The sequence below is a fragment of the Serinicoccus sp. JS2-9 genome (genome assembly GCF_059025165.1).
In genome coordinates, this window is record NZ_CM180091.1 from 42,807 (window position 1) to 58,241 (window position 15,435).

Genomic DNA, 15,435 nt, shown 5'->3' on the forward strand with positions numbered 1-15,435 from the left:
CGGCTACCCCCAGGCCCGGCACGACGAGAGCCCCGGCGCAGGGCACCGGGGCTCGAAGATCCTTTGTCAGCACGTGGCCGATCAGGTCTTGCTCAGGTCACCTGCGCTGGTCGCCCGACGTGATCGGAACCTTCGGCCGACGCTCCCTGGCCCGCTCACGCGACCCCGGGCACGCCGACAACCGGCGGTCTTTGGGTATGCCGTCACGATACGGCATACCGCGCAGGTCGCCCAAATCCTGGGAGACTCAGCATCATGGGCTGCCTCACCGACGTGCCGGGCGTGCGCGCCGCGCACCTGACGCTGCGGGGCGAGGAGCCGGTGGTGCGCACCGGGGTGACAGCGGTGATCCCCCGCGGCGGCGACCTGCGGGCGGAACCGGTCACGGCGGCGGTCCACGTCATCAACGGCTACGGCAAGCCCGTGGGCCTGGCCCAGGTCGCCGAGCTGGGGGTGCTCGAGGCGCCCGTCGTGCTCACGGGCACGCTGTCGGTCGGGGCGGCCCACGAGGGAGTGGTGCGGCACCTGCTCGCGCGTGACCCGGAGCTGGGGTGCCCGGCCACGGTCAACCCGGTCGTGCTGGAGTGCAACGACGGGCGACTGAGCGATCTGCGCGCGCTTTCGGTGCGGCCCGAGCACGTGGAGGAGGCGCTGGGTGCGGCGGAGGCCGCCGACGGACCGCTGCCCGAGGGAGCGGTCGGGGCCGGCCACGGGATGGTGGCCTTCGGCTGGAAGGGCGGCATCGGCACCGCGTCCGCGCTGGTCGAGGACGGGGAGTGGAGCGGCACGCTGGGCGCGCTCGCGTTGACCAACATGGGTCGCCCGGAGGACCTGCTGGTCGACGGTCGGCCGGTCGTGGGGTGGCCGCAGGAGGCTGCTCCCCTGGCCGCCGACGTGGCCGGACCGGTCGCCGGGTCGGTCGTGGTGCTGCTCGCGACCGACGCCCCGCTGAACTCCCGCCAGCTCGGACGCCTCGCCCGCCGCGCCCAGAACGGCCTGGCGCGCTGCGGCATACCCACCGATCACGGATCCGGCGAGTTCGTCCTGGCCTGGAGCACGGTGGCACCGGAGCCCCGTCGGGACGACGCCTGGCTGCGACCGTGGTTCGGCGCCGTGGCGCGGGTCGTCGAGGAGGCGGTGCGCTCGTCCCTGCGTGCCGCGACCACGACGACCGGGCGGGACGGGGTCACGGTGCACCGCTGCCCGGTCGGCCGAGTCGACCCGGCATGATGGTCCGGTGAGTGAGCAGTCGACGCGGGAGCGGTGGTACCACCGGTTTGTCAGGGCCGACGCCGAGGCGGAGGAGCGTTTCGGCGGCACCGGCAGGGTCAGCGAGGGCGGGCTCCGGCTCATCGGCGCCAACGCCCTGCAGAGCATCGGCGACCAGGTGGTCAACGCCAAGACCGTGCTGCCCTGGCTGCTCACCGTCGTGGGTGCCCCGGCCGCGCTGGTGGGGCTGCTGGTGCCGATCCGCGAGTCGGGGTCGATGCTGCCGCAGGCCGCGCTGACACCGTGGGTGGTGGCCCGCCCGCGCCGGACCCGGGTCTGGATGCTGGGTGCCGCCGGGCAGGCGGTGGCGACGGCGGCGATGGCCGGGGCGGCGCTGCTGCTGGACGGGCTCGCCGCCGGGATCGCGGTGCTCGTCGCGCTCGTCGGCTTCGCGCTGGCGCGGTGCCTGTGCTCGATGGCGGCCAAGGACGTGCAGGGGCGGACGGTGCCCAAGGGGCAGCGCGGGCAGGTCACCGGCGCGGCGACCATGGTCTCGGGCGCAGCGGCGCTGGCCATCGGTGTGACGCTGCAGCTGCTCGGTCCCGACCTCGGCGCCCCGGTGCTGGCCGCCTTCCTGCTGGGCGCGGCGGCGATGTGGGCGATCGGCATCGTGGTGTATGCCGGGATCCCGGAGCGGCCGCAGGAGCCGGAGGACGGGCGGGAGCCGTGGTGGACCGAGACCATCTCGCTGCTGCGGGAGGACGCCGCCTTCCGGCACTTCGTGCTGGCGCGCGGGCTGCTGCTGGTCTCGGCGCTGGCGCCGCCGTTCCTCGTGACGCTCGCGGTGGGCGCCGGCGGGGCGGGCCTGCTCGGCGGGCTCGGGTCGTTCGTCATCGCGCAGGGTCTGGCCTCGGTCGTGGGTGGGCGGGTCTTCGGCGGACTCGCCGACCGGTCCAGCCGCCTGGTCATGGTCGTGGGGGCGCTCGTGGCGTCGGTGGTGGTGCTGCTGGCGGTCGTGGGGGTGGTCGCGCTCCCCGCGGACTCCCCCGCGCTCCTCGCGGTGCTGGTCACGGCATACCTGCTGCTCAGCCTCACCCACGTCGGTGTGCGGGTCGCCCGCAAGACGTATGTCGTCGATGTCGCCGAGGGCGACCGGCGCACCCGCTACGTGGCGGTGTCGAACACGGCCATGGGCGTGATACTGCTGGTGACGGGCGCGGTCAGCGCCGGCCTGGCGACCCTCGGGGCGGTGCCGGCGCTGGTCTTCCTCGCGGTGCTCGGCCTGCTGGGGGCCGTGGTCTCCTGGCGGCTGCCGGAGGTGTCGCGCGGCTGACGCCGACCGGGACCTGGGTGAGCCTCCCCTCGGCGGAGGACCTGGGCACGGTTGTGCACCGTGCTGCGCCACCTGGGCAAGGTTGTGCACCGGATGAACGGTCGAGAAGCACACATGCGGTGCATAGGCTTGCCCAGGTCGACTGTGGACGTGGTCGGGCCATGGGCGGGGCAGAGGCAGCCACCTCAACCGGGCCGATCGGGCAGGTGGGGGCCGACCGAAGGGACTGACCGGCAGACACGACGACGCCCCCGCAGAGCCTGAGCTCTCCGGGGGCGAGGTGCGGTCGGCGGCAGGTCAGCTGCCGCCCGGGTCGAGCCTCACTCGGCGACGGCGGTCTCCAGCACGCTGCCGACGCGGGCGGGGTCGAGCGGGATGCCCGGGCCCATCGTCGTGCTCATCGTGGCCTTGGTGACGTAGCGGCCCTTGGAGCTGGACGGCTTCAGCCGCAGGATCTCCTCGATCGCGGCGGCGTAGTTGTCCACCAGGGTCGACTCGTCGAAGCTGGCCTTGCCGATGATGAAGTGCAGGTTGCTGTGCTTGTCGACGCGGAACTCGATCTTGCCGCCCTTGATGTCGGAGACGGCCTTGCCGGTGTCCATCGTGACGGTGCCGGTCTTCGGGTTCGGCATAAGGCCGCGGGGGCCGAGCACCTTGCCCAGCCGGCCGACCTTGCCCATAAGGTCCGGGGTGGCGACGACCGCGTCGAAGTCGGTCCAACCGCCGGAGACCTTCTCGATCATGTCGTCGGACCCGACGTAGTCGGCGCCGGCGTCGACGGCAGCCTGCGCCTTGTCACCGTTGGCGAACACCAGGACGCGCGAGGTCTTGCCGGTGCCGCCGGGCAGGTTGACGGTGCCGCGGACCAGCTGGTCGGCCTTGCGCGGGTCGACACCCAGACGCAGGGCGACCTCGACGGTCGCGTCGTACTTCGTGGTGCTGGTCTCCTTGGCCAGGCGGATCGCCTCGCGGGGGGCGTAGAGCTTGCCCTCGGTGAGCTTCTCGGCCGCGGCCTGGTAGGCCTTGCTGCGCTTCATGTGTCACTCCATTTCGATGTGGTGGGAGCTGTGGTCGGACGGGCCAGCGCAGGCCCTGCCACAGGGTTCAAGGTATGCCGTCCGCTCCCGCGGGTGCGGGCGCGAGCGGTGACCCCGGGGTCCGGGTGCGCCGACCGCCGCGGTGGGCGGACGGCATACCCGAGGGGTGCTCAGTCGGTGGTGATTCCCATCGAACGAGCGGTGCCGGCGATGATCCTCTTGGCCATGTCGATGTCGTTGGCGTTGAGGTCCTGCATCTTCATCTCGGCGATCTCGGTGAGCTGCGCGTCGTTCAGCGTGCCGACCTTGGTCTTGTGCGGCTCGCCCGAGCCCTTGCCGACGCCCGCAGCCTTCTTGATGAGCTCGGCGGCCGGCGGGGTCTTGGTGATGAAGGTGAACGAGCGGTCCTCGTAAACCGTGATCTCGACCGGGATGACGTTGCCACGCTGGGACTCCGTCGCGGCGTTGTAGGCCTTGACGAACTCCATGATGTTGACGCCGTGCTGACCCAGCGCGGGGCCGACGGGCGGGGCCGGGGTGGCGGCGCCGGCCTGGATCTGCAGCTTGATGAAGCCGGAGACCTTCTTCTTGGGGGGCATACCTGTGCTCCTTGATCGTGGGCCGACGCCATGGGCGATGACCCGGTTGCATCACCAGGACGACGTCCTGGTGATCCGAGGCCGTCCGCGGCCTCGGACATCTATGAAATTGTGCGGGCGAAGCCCGCTCCCCCGCGGCGCAGCCGCCCTCGAGGCGCAGCCCCTGCGGGGCAGTCGGGGGGCGAAGCCCCCAGACCGACTAGAGCTTGGCGACCTGGTTGAAGCCCAGCTCCACGGGAGTCTCGCGACCGAAGATGGAGACGAGCACCTTGAGCTTGTTGCTCTCGGGCAGGATCTCCGAGATCGTCGCGGGCAGGGTCTCGAACGGGCCCTCCATGACGGTGACCGACTCGCCGACCTCGAAGTCGACCTGCGGCTGGGGGCGGGTGGCAGCTCCGTCGAACTCCGCGCCCGCGCCGGACTCGGTGTCGGCGGCGACCGGCGCCGGCGTGTCGAAGACGGGAGCGAGCATCGAGACGACCTCGTCGACCGACAGCGGCACCGGCTGGTGCGCGTTGCCGACGAAGCCGGTGACGCCCGGCGTGTGCCGCACGGCACCCCAGGACTCGTCGGTCAGCTCCATCCGGACCAGCACGTAGCCGGGCATCCGCACGCGGCGCACCTGCTTGCGCTGGCCGTTCTTGATCTCGGTCACCTCCTCCATGGGGACCTCCACCTCGAAGATGTAGTCCTCCATGTTGAGGCTGGTGATGCGGGTCTCCAGGTTGTGCTTGACCCGGTTCTCGTAGCCCGCGTAGGAGTGGACGACGAACCAGTCGCCGAACTTGCCGCGCAGGACGGACTTGAACTCCTCGAGCGGATCGGTCGCGGGGGCGTCGTCGACAGCGGCGTCGGCCTCGTCGTCCACCGGCGCCTCGTCCGCCGGCGCCTCGTCGGCCGCCGCCGCGTCGGTCGCGTCCTCCGCACTGTCGTCGCCGGTCTGCTCCACGTCGATCTCGGGGGCGGGCTCGCTGGTGACCGCGTCGTCCTCGCCGTAGACGGCCTCCTCGACAGGGTCGCTCGAGGGCTCGCCGTCGTGACGCTCGGCGGCCTGCGCGTCGGCGTCCTGGACGGACTGCTCGGCGGTGACCTCGTCGTAGTCAGGGGTCTGCTCGGACATGCCCTACTTCCTCATCGTGTGTGTGCGACGCGGCTCACTGCCGGCCGCCGGCGGTAGCGGTCAGTCCCCGAAGACGAGACCGACCAGCCACTGGAACAGCTGATCGAGACCGAAGACGAAGCCCATCATCACGAGCACGAAGACGAACACCACGATCGTGTAGGTGATGAGCTCCTGGCGCGTGGGCTGGACGACCTTGCGCAGCTCGGCCATGACCTGCTCGACAAAGGTCGCCGGGCGAGCCGACTGGCCGGGGCCAGGCTGACTGCGTGCGACACCCTCGGTGTCGCGGGCGGGGTTCGCCACGGGTCGCCTTTCTTCTCGCAGGTCTTGGTGGTCGCGACGGCATACCGGATGGCGCACGTCGCTCGCGCAGGGCAAGAGGGACTCGAACCCCCAACCGCCGGTTTTGGAGACCGGTGCTCTACCAATTGAGCTATTGCCCTTCACCAGGAGTTCGCGGGCCCGGGCCTGCTGTTGGGAGGCAGGCTCACGCACGGTGCGAACACCTGAAGGGTCAGTCTACGGGACGGCTCGACCCAAACACAAAGACGTGCGGCGGCTGACGCCGCGTGAACGCACGGTGCCATGATGGACCACGTGAGCGAGCAGACCCGCATCAGTGACCGCATCGGATCCATCGCCGAGTCCGCCACCCTGGCGGTCGACGCCAAGGCCAAAGCTCTCAAGGCCGAGGGTCGCCCGGTGATCGGCTTCGGGGCCGGTGAGCCCGACTTCCCCACCCCTGATTACATTGTTGAGGCGGCGGTCGAGGCGTGCAGCAACCCGGTCAACCACCGCTACTCCCCTGCCGGCGGCCTCCCGGATCTCAAGAAGGCGATCGTCGCCAAGACGCTGCGCGACTCGGGGTATGCCGTCGAGCCGGCCAACGTGCTCGTCACCAACGGCGGCAAACAGGCGGTCTACAACACCTTTGCGGCGCTGCTGAACCCCGGCGACGAGGTGATCCTGCCCGCGCCGTACTGGACGACCTATCCCGAGGCGATCAAGCTCGCCGGCGGGACCCCGGTGGAGGTGTTCGCGGGCGCGGACGCCGAGCACGGGGCATACCTCGTCACGGTGGAGCAGCTGGAGGCGGCGCGCACGGAGCAGACCAGGGCGCTGCTCTTCTGCTCGCCCTCGAACCCGACCGGGGCGGTCTACTCGGCCGAGCAGGTCGAGGCGATCGGGCGTTGGGCGCTGGAGCACGGGATCTGGGTGATCACGGACGAGATCTACGAGCACCTGCTCTACGACGGCACGCAGGCTCCGTCGATGCCGGTGGTGGTGCCCGAGCTCGCGGACACCTGCGTCGTGCTCAACGGTGTCGCCAAGACCTACGCCATGACCGGCTGGCGGGTGGGTTGGATGATCGGTCCGAAGGATCTGATCAAGGCCGCGACGAACCTGCAGAGCCATGCGACCTCCAACGTCGCCAACGTCTCGCAGCGGGCCGCGATCGCCGCGCTCGAGGGGTCGCTGGACGCGGTCGAGGAGATGAAGGTGGCCTTCGACCGGCGCCGGAAGCTCATGGTCGAGATGCTGTCGGCGATCGACGGCGTGGAGTGCCCGGTGCCGCAGGGTGCGTTCTACGCCTACCCCTCGGTCGGGGGCGTGCTCGGCAAGGAGATCCGTGGCCGCACGCCGCAGACGAGCGCCGAGCTGGCCGCGCTCATCCTCGACGAGGTCGAGGTCGCGGTCGTGCCGGGCGAGGCCTTCGGCCCGAGTGGCTACCTGCGACTGTCGTACGCCCTCGGTGACGACGACCTCCAGGAAGGCGTGGGCCGCATCCAGGCCCTGCTCGCCGAGGCCCGCTGAACCTTCGCCTGGACTCCCTCACAGGGGAGGTATCGACGTGGTAGGTGGGAATCCGGCACGCCTCAACGAGGCGGGCAACACGATGATGACGTGCGCGACGGACGTGCAGGAGAGCGACACCGCTCTCGGCGGCGGCCATCCCCCCGGCACCGGGGTGCCGGTATGACTGCGCGCCACCAGCTCGCCGCGACGATGGTCCTCGGACTGACCCTGACCGCCTGCGTCACCACGGGGGACGACATGCCGACCAGCCAGCACCAGACCAGCACGTCGGACGGAGGCGAGGAGGAACCGACCACGGAGGTCGCCGGTCGGTCGGCCGCCCCGACCGACGTGGACCTGACCGCCTCCATCACCGCGACCGCGGAGACCGCCACCGCACCCGAGGGCTTCACCAGCGGCCTCGAGGGCGTCCTGGTCTCCTACACCGTTACCAACGAGGGCGCAGAGCCGATCAAGGTCGCCCAGGACCGAGCGGCGTCCCAGGCTCCCTCGGCGGCACAGGCGCCGGCCGGTGTGTGGGTCAGCGCGGGGAGCGAGGCCGACGTCGTGCGCCTGTCGAAGCAGGTCTTCGGCATTCCTGACGGGGTGCTGCCGAACGAGGTGCACCGCGCAGCCAGCACGACGGTCGAGCCTGGAGCCTCCGCCGAGGACACCGCCTTCGTGCCCCTGGAGCTCCGGACGGACCTGCCGAGCGGGAGCGAGACGATCACGGTCACCGAGTCGCCGCTCGCCGACCCCGGCGCGGTGCGACGCCTCGAGATCTGCGTGCAGATCGCGCCGGGGCCTCCCGCGGGTCAGGAGGAGCCCTATGCGTCGACGATCGCGGCCGACGCGCAGGACACCACCCTCGTGTGCAGCGAGCCGATCACGCTCCCCGCCGGTGAGCGATGAAGAGCATCACGGTCGACGACGTGTGGGACCTCGAGGCCGAGGACGGGTGGCTGGTCGACGCCCGCGGACGGTTCAGCTCCCTGGCCGGCACCCTGACGGCCAGGCCGCGACGGTCAGCACCACACGGGAGGGACTGACCGAGCACTGGGTGGGGGCCAGCGCCGAGTCCTACCTCGGCTACGCGCCGCGGCTGAAGGCCGCGCTCGACGACGGGCCGATGCAGACCACGCTGGGCGATACGACGACGGTGACCACCGCATACCGCGTCGCGAGTGGTAATGAGGGTCCGCAGCGGGTCCGGTCGGGCATACCGCGCCGGCGGCCCTCACCCGGCCGGGAGCGCACGCAAGGGGGGTCCGGTCAGTCGGTGCCGAACTCCATGGCCGCCCAGTCGAGCGACTCCTCCTCGTCCTCGGTGGGCCCGACGCCGCCGGCGATGCGGTCGGCACCGCCCGGCGTCAGGTCACCCACGAGCGAGGTGGAGGCCAAGCCCAGGGCGTTGCGACCAGCGCCCGCCGCGGCATCCGGGCCCAGCCCCTGCGCCTCCGCCGCCGCGCCGACCCCGAGCAGGCCCTTGGCGACGTACTGCTCCAGCCGGGCCCGCGAGTCGGCGATGTCGAGGTTGCGCATCGTGAGCTGACCGATCCGGTCGGTCGGCCCGAAGGCGGCGTTGGTCACCCGCTCCATCGACAGCTTGTCGGGGTGGTAGCTGAACGCCGGCCCGTCGGTGGAGAGGATCGTGTAGTCCTCACCGCGGCGCAGCCGCAGCGTCACCTCACCGGTCACCGCGGAGGCGACCCACCGCTGCAGCGACTCGCGGATCATCAGCGCCTGCGGGTCGAGCCAACGCCCTTCATACATCAGACGACCGAGCGCGCGCCCCTGGGTGTGGTAGGCCGCGATGACGTCCTCGTTGTGGATCGCGTTGACCAGCCGCTCGTAGGCGATGTGCAGCAGGGCCATGCCCGGCGCCTCGTAGATGCCGCGCGACTTGGCCTCGATGATGCGGTTCTCGATCTCGTCGGCCATGCCCAGCCCGTGCCGGCCACCGATCGCGTTGGCCTCCATGACCAGCGCGACCGCGTCGCCGCCGAAGTCGTCGCCGTCGATCGCGACGGGCCGCCCGTCCCGGAAGGAGATCGTCACGTCCTCCGTGGGGATCTCCACCTCCGGGTCCCAGAAGCGCACGCCCATGATCGGCTCGACGATCTCCATGCCGACGTCGAGGTGCTCCAGCTTCTTGGCCTCGTGCGTCGCGCCCCAGATGTTGGCGTCGGTGGAGTATGCCTTCTCCTTGCTCGCGCGGTAGGGCAGGTCGCGCTCGGTGAGCCACTGGCTCATCTCGTCGCGCCCACCGAGCTCGTGCACGAAGGCCTCGTCCAGCCACGGCTTGTAGATCCGCAGCTGCGGGTTGGCGAGCAGGCCGTAGCGGTAGAACCGCTCGATGTCGTTGCCCTTGTAGGTGGAGCCGTCGCCCCAGATGTGGACGTCGTCCTCCTTCATCGCCCGGATGAGCATGGTGCCGGTGACGGCACGACCCAGCGGGGTGGTGTTGAAGTAGGTACGGCCGCCGGAGCGGATGTGGAAGGCGCCGCACGCGAGCGCGACCAACCCCTCCTCGACCAGCTCGGGACGGCAGTCGACGATGCGGGCGATCTGCGCGCCGTACTCCTCGGCGCGGCCGGGCACGCCCTCGATGTCGGTCTCGTCGTACTGACCGATGTGGGCCGTGTAGGTGCAGGGCACGGCGCCCTTCTCTCGCATCCACGCCACCGCGACCGAGGTGTCGAGGCCGCCGGAAAAGGCGATGCCGACACGTTCACCGACAGGGATGCTGGTCAAGACCTTGGACATGAGCACGATTGTATGCGGTCACCCGCATAGGTATTCAATCCGCAGGTCACGAGCCCATTTCGGGGCAACTTCGGTCACCTGGGCGGGCTCGCGCGGCGGCCCGCCCGCGTGGTGAGATGGTGACATGGACTGGGTGGAGCGGCGGGAGCGGACCCTCGCGTGGCTGGCCCGGGGCTGGCTGGACGTCCGGGAGAGCGTGCGACCCGACCTCGTCAACCTGCTGCGGATGACCGTCGCGGCGGTGCTGGCCTACGTCATCACCCGCGCGGCGACCGTCGGCCCCATCGACCTCACCTGCTCCCTCACCGCAATCCTCGTCACCCAGGCCAGCGCCACCGGTTCGGCCAAGATGGCCCTGGTCCGGGTCGGGGCCGTGCTCACCGGCGTCACGGTGGCCATGGTCGTCTCGATCTGGGTGGGGCTGTCGTGGTGGTCCCTGGCGCTCGTGGTCTTCGCCTCGTTGCTGCTCGCAAGTGCGTTGCGGCTGGGGGCGCAGGCGTTGGAGACGCCCATCAGCGCCATGCTCATCCTGGGCGCCTCGCTGCAGAACACCGCTGCCGAGACCCGGATCCTCACCACCTTCATCGGCGCCGCGGTCGGGCTCACCCTCCCCCTGCTGTGGCCCCCGGCGATCCCGGTCGGCTCCGCGACGTCGTCGGTCCGGCGGGTGGGGCGTCAGCTCGGCGACCTGTTCCGTGGCGCCTCGACCTGGATCGAGGAGTCGCCGGTCTCGCGGGAGATGGCGGCCGAGCTGCTCACCCAGGCGCGCGACATCACCGCCGACATCGGGCGGGCCAGCGAGCAGGTCACCACGGTGCGGGAGATGTCGCGCTGGAACACCCGAGCCGTGGGCCGCGCGGACGTCACCCCCCTGCTGCGGACCGGCCTGGAGTCCCTCCAGGACTGCGCCGGTGCCACCCGCGCGCTGTTCATCACCATCGGACGGACCGCGCCGGAGCGAGAGGATCCGGCACCCTTCTCCGACGAGGTGCGGGCGGCCTTCGCCGTGGTGCTCCACGACGTGGGGCAGTGCATCGACTCCTTCGGCCAGCTCGTGGAGGCCGAGACCACGGGTCGCCAGGACGCGGTGGTCCGGCTGCTCGACGAGAGCACCGAGCTGCTGCGCGAGACCCGCGCGATCCTCACCGACCTCATGCTCGCCGAGTCCGACGACACCGACCAGTGGCTCCTGCGCGGCTCGATCCTGCGCGCGGTGGGCGAGATCCTCGCGGTCCTGGACACGCAGGAGCGGGTGTCCCGGTATGCCCGGTGGCGCACCGCGCAGGGGTCACGTCCGCTGCCGGGCCGGGAGGTCTCACGCGAGTTCGTCCCGCCCCTGGACCGCCGGTTGCTCGGCGCGCTCGGCATCCGGTGGCACCGCGACCGCACGACGGGGCAACGCAACGGCCCGCAGCGCTGAGCGCCTACTCGTCCCCGCGCAGCTGGAACCGCTGCAGCCGCCAGCCGGCGAGCGCGATCCCGACGACCAGCAGCACGACCGAGGCGATGACGGCATACGTCAGGCTCAGGTCCTCCACCGGCAGCTCCACGTCGGCCGCCACCTCGCCCAGCCGCTCCGCGACCGCGCGGACCGAGACGTAGCGGAAGCCGGACAGGAACCGGCCGAGCAGCTGCTCAACCACGAGCAGGTAGATCAACCCCGCGATCATGCCGTGCCGGGTCGCGGCGGCCAGGGCGGTGAAGAGGGCGCAGTAGAGCAGCGCGCCCCCACCTCCGGCCACCAGGGCCACCAGCAGCCAGCGGTCCGACACGTCCCCGGCCAGCACTGCACCTGCCATGCCGCCGAAGCCGAGCAGACCCGCGAGCGCGGCGGCGACGGCATACTTCGAGGCCGCGACGACATACCGGCTCACCGGCGTCGCGAGCAGGTAGACGACCGAGCCGTCGTCGATCTCCGGACCGAGCACGCCGTTGGCCGCCAGCAGGGCGACGAGCGGCACGACCAGGGCCAGCCCGACCTCCACGAGGACCACGCTGGCGCTGACCGGCTCGCCGGTGACCCAGCGCAGCACTCCGGCGAGGAGCACGAGCAGCACCGGCAGCGCCAGCAGCACGATGCCGCGCCAGCCGCCGACGAGGGCGCGCAGCCCAAGCCGCATGATCGTGGGGTTCATGACTGCACCAGGTAGGTGAACACCGACTCCAGGCTCTCGTCCGAGGGCGCGAGCTCGCGCACCGTGATCTGCGCCACGGCGGCCAACCGCGGCAGGGCTCGGGTGAAGTCACCCATGTCGGTGACCTCGACCGTCACCGCGTCGCCGGTGCCGACCCGACCGAGCGCCACGCTGCGCACGCTGGGCTGCCCCATCAGGGCCGCGGCGAGGGCACGGTCATCGGTGGAGCGGATGACGTAGTGGCTGGGCCGGTCGGTCATGAGCCGGCGGATCGCGCCGAAGTCACCGCTGGCGGCGTGCCGCCCGGCGACGACCACCTCGATCTGCCGGGCGATCTGCTCGACCTCCTCGAGGATGTGGCTGGAGAAGAGCACCGTGCGCCCCTGCTCCCCCATCCGGGTCAGCAGCTCCATGAGGTGCATGCGCTGCCGCGGATCGACGCCGTTGAAGGGCTCGTCGAGCAGGAGCACCCCCGGCTCGTGGACCAGGGCCGAGGCCAGCTTGGCCCGTTGCCGCATGCCCTTGCTGTAGGTGCTGATCGCCCGGTCCGCGGCGTCGCCGAGGTCGACCTCCTCCAACGCCCGGCTGGTGGCCGCGCGGGCGTCGCCGAGCTTGTGCAGCTCCGCGGAAGCCTGCACGAACTGCCGCCCGGTGAGATAGGCGAAGCTCACCTCGCGCTCGGGGACCAACCCCAGGTCGCTGTATGCCGCCACGTTGCGCCAGACCGGACGCTCACCCAGGAGCACCTCCCCGGACGAGGGCGCCAGGAATCCGGCCATCATGGCGATGAGCGTGGACTTGCCGGCGCCGTTGGGGCCGAGCAGTCCGGTCACCCCGGGGCCGATGGTCATGGTGACGTCGTTGACGGCTACGACGTTGCCGTACCAGCGCGACACGTCCCGCAGGTTGAGGTCGGTCATCACGCCCCCTTGCTGCGGTAGCGGTGGACGAGGAGGCCGAGGCCGCCGGCCATCATGGCCAGCGCCGTGGCCAGCAGGGCCCAGCCGGTGGCGTCCGACTCGGGGGCCCGCGTGACCTGCCCGTCGGTGTCACCCAGGACCGCGGTGACCGCATCGACGAGGGCGAAGGGCGAGAGCAACGACAGCCAGTGGGCCGCGGTGTCCAGGCCCTCGTAGAGCAGCGTCTCCTTGAGGGCCACGGTGATGCCCAGCCCGACGAGCAGCACCATGATCGTGCCGGCGATCGCGAGCCCGCGACGCAACGTCCACGACGCGACGAGGGCGGACACGGTGGCGACGAGGAGCGCGAGGACGACCGCACCCGCCAGCGCCACGCTCACCCGTGGCAGCTCCTCGCTGAAGGACGCGCCCGCCGAGAGCCCACCGATGAAGAGCAGGAGCAGCGGGGTGAGTACGAAGGCGAGGATCGCCAGCACCAGCGACGCCCACCGGATGAGCGCGAAGGCCGTGGCACCCAGCGGGCGGGCCAGATAGAGACTGATGACGCCCGAGCGGAGGTCGCGGCTGAAGAGCACCGGCGCCTGGGCCGCGACGAAGAGCACGACGAGGAAGGAGCTGCTGGAGTTGTAGGCGGCGTAGTTGAGCAGACTCGCGTCGAGCCCGATGAAACTCATGATCCCGACCTGGATGAGAGCGGGGACGAGCGTCATACCGAGCAGCACGAAGGGCAGGATCTTGGCCTTGCCGGACCGGCCGAAGCCGAAGACGGCGAGGAGCCCGGAGAGCAGCAGCGCCCGGGCGATCCCTGCGCGGCTGGTGCGCGGTCCGGAGTAGCGGCGGTAGCCGATGTCGTGGATGACACCGGTGCGCTCCGTGGGAGCCGTCACGCCGGCACCTCCTCGCGGAAGACGTCCTCAAGCCGGCCGGTCTGCGGTTGCAGCCGCACCAGGCCGAGGTCGAGCTCGGCGGCCGTGTCGCGCACCAGGTCGCGCAGATGGTCGTGCGCGGCGGCGTGGGCCGCGGCATCCGGCGTGCTCGTCGATCCGTCGCCACCCTCCGGTGCCTCGCGAGGTGGCACCGCCACCGGGTCGACCTCGATGAGCGTGCCGCGCGGGCGGCAGGTGAGACCGCGCGCGGCGAGCGCCTCGCCCATCCGCCGCTGCGCGTCGTCGTCGCCGAGCACCTCCACGAGGACGACGCCGGTGTCGGCGAGGAAGGCCTGGGTCGCCTCCGAGCGCAGCAGCTGCCCGGCGTCGAGCACGACCACGTGGTCGCTGATCCGCTCGAGCTCGCCGAGCAGGTGCGAGGTCACGAGCACGGGTATGCCGAAGTCGTGGCCGATCCGCTGCACGAGCGCGAGCATGTCGTCGCGGGCGGCGGGATCCAGGCCGTTGGTCGGCTCGTCCAGCATGACCAGCTGGGGGTCGTGGACCAGGGCCTGCGCGAGCTTGGCGCGCTGCTTCATCCCGGTGGAGTAGCCGCCCATGAGCCGGTAGCGCTCCTCGGCGAGGCCGACGTGACGCAGCACGTCGGCGGCGCGCTCCCGGGCCGCGGCTGCCGGGAGCCCGGAGACGCGGCCCATGTGGACGACGAAGTCGATGCAGCGCATGTCCGGGGGCAGGCACTCGTGCTCGGGCATGTAGCCCACGGCCTGGCGGATCGCCTCCCCCTCGCGGGCGATGTCGTGGCCGAGCACGGACGCCGTGCCGGAGGACGGCGCGAGCAGGCCGAGCAGGATCTTGATGAGGGTCGACTTGCCTGCGCCGTTGGCACCGACGAGTCCGGTGACCCCGTCACCGACGTCGACGGTGAGGTCGGCGAGCGCCGCGACCTGGCTGGAGCCGTAGCGCTTGGTGAGCGCATCGGTGTGGATGACTGTCACGGCTCCGACCCTAGAGAACGCGACCGACATCACCCCAGGGGGTTAGCCCCCGGACCCGTGTCGGGCGATCCCCCAGAGGCATCTCCGGGCTGCGGACCTGAAGCGTCCTCGCTTCGCGCGGCGGCGTCAGCCCGAGCCGCGGCGAGGACCGCCGGGTCGGAGCAGGCCCGCGCCCATGCGGCGATCCGGGCCCGGATCTCGCGGTCCAGCAGCCAGGACCCGAGCCGGTCCGCGACCGGCCGCAACCAGGCCGGGCGGGTGCTGAAGGTGTACTTCCACACGGCGCGGGTCCCCGCCACGCCGTCCTGCTCCTGCGGGGTGAACCGCCAGCCCGCGCCGAAGGTGTCGAAGAACCACGGCCCGGAGTCCATGGTCATCCCGGTCTGCCGTGGCGGCCGATAGCTGACGTAGCGGCTCACCATGGCCGGCCCGACACGGGCCCCTGGTGAAGGTCCGCACCCCGACGCCGGGCGCCGTGGCGCCGTCGAGGAAGTGCTGTCGCCGGATGAAGGGGTCCCACCCGCGCCGCACCTCACCGGTCGTCTGGGCCACGGCGAACGCGTCCTCCGGCCCCACCGGGACCCAGATCTCGGCGCTGACCTGCGGCATACGCGAAGTCTATCGGCGGTGGTCG

15 protein-coding genes, 1 tRNA gene and 1 pseudogene are annotated in these 15,435 nt (G+C 71.4%); 6 read left to right on the plus strand and 11 right to left on the minus strand.

Annotation, left to right across the window (positions count from 1 at the left end; genetic code table 11):
* Positions 1-255 precede the first annotated feature (255 nt).
* Positions 256-1,230, plus strand: a complete 975-nt coding sequence (locus tag AC5PYY_RS00245) for a P1 family peptidase (RefSeq protein WP_493897849.1) — start codon at positions 256-258, stop codon at positions 1,228-1,230.
* Positions 1,231-1,237: 7 nt separating this feature from the next.
* The gene (locus AC5PYY_RS00250; RefSeq protein WP_493897850.1) at positions 1,238-2,542 is read left to right on the plus strand and encodes an MFS transporter; all 1,305 of its coding nucleotides are present in this window, start codon (positions 1,238-1,240) and stop codon (positions 2,540-2,542) included.
* Positions 2,543-2,862: 320 nt separating this feature from the next.
* On the opposite strand, the gene rplA is transcribed toward AC5PYY_RS00250, so the two are convergent.
* The 5 genes from rplA to AC5PYY_RS00275 all read right to left on the minus strand — a co-directional run bounded on the left by rplA (position 2,863) and on the right by AC5PYY_RS00275 (position 5,744).
* Positions 2,863-3,579, minus strand: coding sequence for a 50S ribosomal protein L1 (rplA, locus tag AC5PYY_RS00255; RefSeq protein ID WP_493897851.1), 717 nt, complete (start codon positions 3,577-3,579; stop codon positions 2,863-2,865).
* Positions 3,580-3,749: 170 nt separating this feature from the next.
* Positions 3,750-4,178: a 50S ribosomal protein L11 gene (rplK, locus tag AC5PYY_RS00260; RefSeq protein WP_493897852.1), complete on the minus strand. Its 429-nt coding sequence runs from the start codon at positions 4,176-4,178 to the stop codon at positions 3,750-3,752.
* 199 nt (positions 4,179-4,377) lie between these two features.
* Positions 4,378-5,298: a transcription termination/antitermination protein NusG gene (gene nusG, locus AC5PYY_RS00265; protein WP_493897853.1), complete on the minus strand. Its 921-nt coding sequence runs from the start codon at positions 5,296-5,298 to the stop codon at positions 4,378-4,380.
* A gap of 60 nt (positions 5,299-5,358) precedes the next feature.
* Positions 5,359-5,604, minus strand: a complete 246-nt coding sequence (secE, locus tag AC5PYY_RS00270) for a preprotein translocase subunit SecE (protein ID WP_493897854.1) — start codon at positions 5,602-5,604, stop codon at positions 5,359-5,361.
* A 67-nt stretch (positions 5,605-5,671) separates the two neighbouring features.
* A tRNA-Trp gene (locus AC5PYY_RS00275) sits at positions 5,672-5,744 on the minus strand.
* 145 nt (positions 5,745-5,889) lie between these two features.
* On the opposite strand from AC5PYY_RS00275, the gene AC5PYY_RS00280 reads away from it, so the two are divergent.
* The 3 genes from AC5PYY_RS00280 to AC5PYY_RS00290 all read left to right on the plus strand — a co-directional run bounded on the left by AC5PYY_RS00280 (position 5,890) and on the right by AC5PYY_RS00290 (position 8,147).
* A complete protein-coding gene (locus AC5PYY_RS00280) occupies positions 5,890-7,116 on the plus strand; it encodes a pyridoxal phosphate-dependent aminotransferase (RefSeq protein WP_493899296.1) in 1,227 nt (408 codons plus the stop codon).
* Positions 7,117-7,278: 162 nt separating this feature from the next.
* The gene (locus AC5PYY_RS00285; RefSeq protein ID WP_493897855.1) at positions 7,279-8,010 is read left to right on the plus strand and encodes a hypothetical protein; all 732 of its coding nucleotides are present in this window, start codon (positions 7,279-7,281) and stop codon (positions 8,008-8,010) included.
* Positions 8,007-8,147, plus strand: a complete 141-nt coding sequence (locus tag AC5PYY_RS00290; RefSeq protein ID WP_493897856.1) for a hypothetical protein — start codon at positions 8,007-8,009, stop codon at positions 8,145-8,147. Before AC5PYY_RS00285 ends, AC5PYY_RS00290 begins: the two co-directional genes overlap by 4 nt.
* A gap of 223 nt (positions 8,148-8,370) precedes the next feature.
* On the opposite strand, the gene argG is transcribed toward AC5PYY_RS00290, so the two are convergent.
* On the minus strand, positions 8,371-9,864 hold the full coding sequence (gene argG, locus AC5PYY_RS00295; protein ID WP_493897857.1) for an argininosuccinate synthase: 1,494 nt from the start codon (positions 9,862-9,864) through the stop codon (positions 8,371-8,373).
* Between the two features lie 124 nt (positions 9,865-9,988).
* Here argG and AC5PYY_RS00300 point away from each other — a divergent pair, with 124 nt between their 5' ends.
* Positions 9,989-11,284 carry an FUSC family protein gene (locus tag AC5PYY_RS00300; protein WP_493897858.1) on the plus strand — a complete coding sequence of 432 codons (1,296 nt, stop codon included), beginning with the start codon at positions 9,989-9,991 and terminating at the stop codon, positions 11,282-11,284.
* A gap of 4 nt (positions 11,285-11,288) precedes the next feature.
* Here the strand turns inward: AC5PYY_RS00300 and AC5PYY_RS00305 are convergent, their stop codons facing one another.
* The 5 genes and pseudogenes from AC5PYY_RS00305 to AC5PYY_RS00325 form a co-directional block, all read right to left on the minus strand.
* Positions 11,289-11,999, minus strand: coding sequence for a hypothetical protein (locus AC5PYY_RS00305; protein WP_493897859.1), 711 nt, complete (start codon positions 11,997-11,999; stop codon positions 11,289-11,291).
* A complete protein-coding gene (locus tag AC5PYY_RS00310; RefSeq protein WP_493897860.1) occupies positions 11,996-12,919 on the minus strand; it encodes an ABC transporter ATP-binding protein in 924 nt (307 codons plus the stop codon). The genes AC5PYY_RS00305 and AC5PYY_RS00310 overlap by 4 nt, the downstream gene beginning before the upstream one ends.
* The gene (locus tag AC5PYY_RS00315) at positions 12,919-13,806 is read right to left on the minus strand and encodes a hypothetical protein (RefSeq protein WP_493897861.1); all 888 of its coding nucleotides are present in this window, start codon (positions 13,804-13,806) and stop codon (positions 12,919-12,921) included. The genes AC5PYY_RS00310 and AC5PYY_RS00315 overlap by 1 nt, the downstream gene beginning before the upstream one ends.
* Entirely contained in the window at positions 13,803-14,801 is a 999-nt protein-coding gene (locus AC5PYY_RS00320; RefSeq protein ID WP_493897862.1) for an ABC transporter ATP-binding protein, read from the minus strand. Before AC5PYY_RS00320 ends, AC5PYY_RS00315 begins: the two co-directional genes overlap by 4 nt.
* A gap of 29 nt (positions 14,802-14,830) precedes the next feature.
* Positions 14,831-15,410 (minus strand): annotated as a pseudogene (locus AC5PYY_RS00325) (SRPBCC family protein).
* Between the last annotated feature and the right edge of the window lie 25 nt (positions 15,411-15,435).

Bases quoted from the DNA above. Each gene is read 5' to 3' on its own strand.
- rplK (WP_493897852.1), bottom strand. From the start codon at position 4,178: ATGCCCCCCAAGAAGAAGGTCTCCGGCTTCATCAAGCTGCAGATCCAG.
- AC5PYY_RS00290 (WP_493897856.1), top strand. From the start codon at position 8,007: ATGAAGAGCATCACGGTCGACGACGTGTGGGACCTCGAGGCCGAGGAC.
- AC5PYY_RS00300 (WP_493897858.1), top strand. From the start codon at position 9,989: ATGGACTGGGTGGAGCGGCGGGAGCGGACCCTCGCGTGGCTGGCCCGG.
- AC5PYY_RS00280 (WP_493899296.1), top strand. From the start codon at position 5,890: ATGGACCACGTGAGCGAGCAGACCCGCATCAGTGACCGCATCGGATCC.
- nusG (WP_493897853.1), bottom strand. From the start codon at position 5,298: ATGTCCGAGCAGACCCCTGACTACGACGAGGTCACCGCCGAGCAGTCC.
- rplA (WP_493897851.1), bottom strand. From the start codon at position 3,579: ATGAAGCGCAGCAAGGCCTACCAGGCCGCGGCCGAGAAGCTCACCGAG.
- AC5PYY_RS00285 (WP_493897855.1), top strand. From the start codon at position 7,279: ATGACTGCGCGCCACCAGCTCGCCGCGACGATGGTCCTCGGACTGACC.
- argG (WP_493897857.1), bottom strand. From the start codon at position 9,864: ATGTCCAAGGTCTTGACCAGCATCCCTGTCGGTGAACGTGTCGGCATC.
- AC5PYY_RS00305 (WP_493897859.1), bottom strand. From the start codon at position 11,999: ATGAACCCCACGATCATGCGGCTTGGGCTGCGCGCCCTCGTCGGCGGC.
- AC5PYY_RS00310 (WP_493897860.1), bottom strand. From the start codon at position 12,919: ATGACCGACCTCAACCTGCGGGACGTGTCGCGCTGGTACGGCAACGTC.
- AC5PYY_RS00245 (WP_493897849.1), top strand. From the start codon at position 256: ATGGGCTGCCTCACCGACGTGCCGGGCGTGCGCGCCGCGCACCTGACG.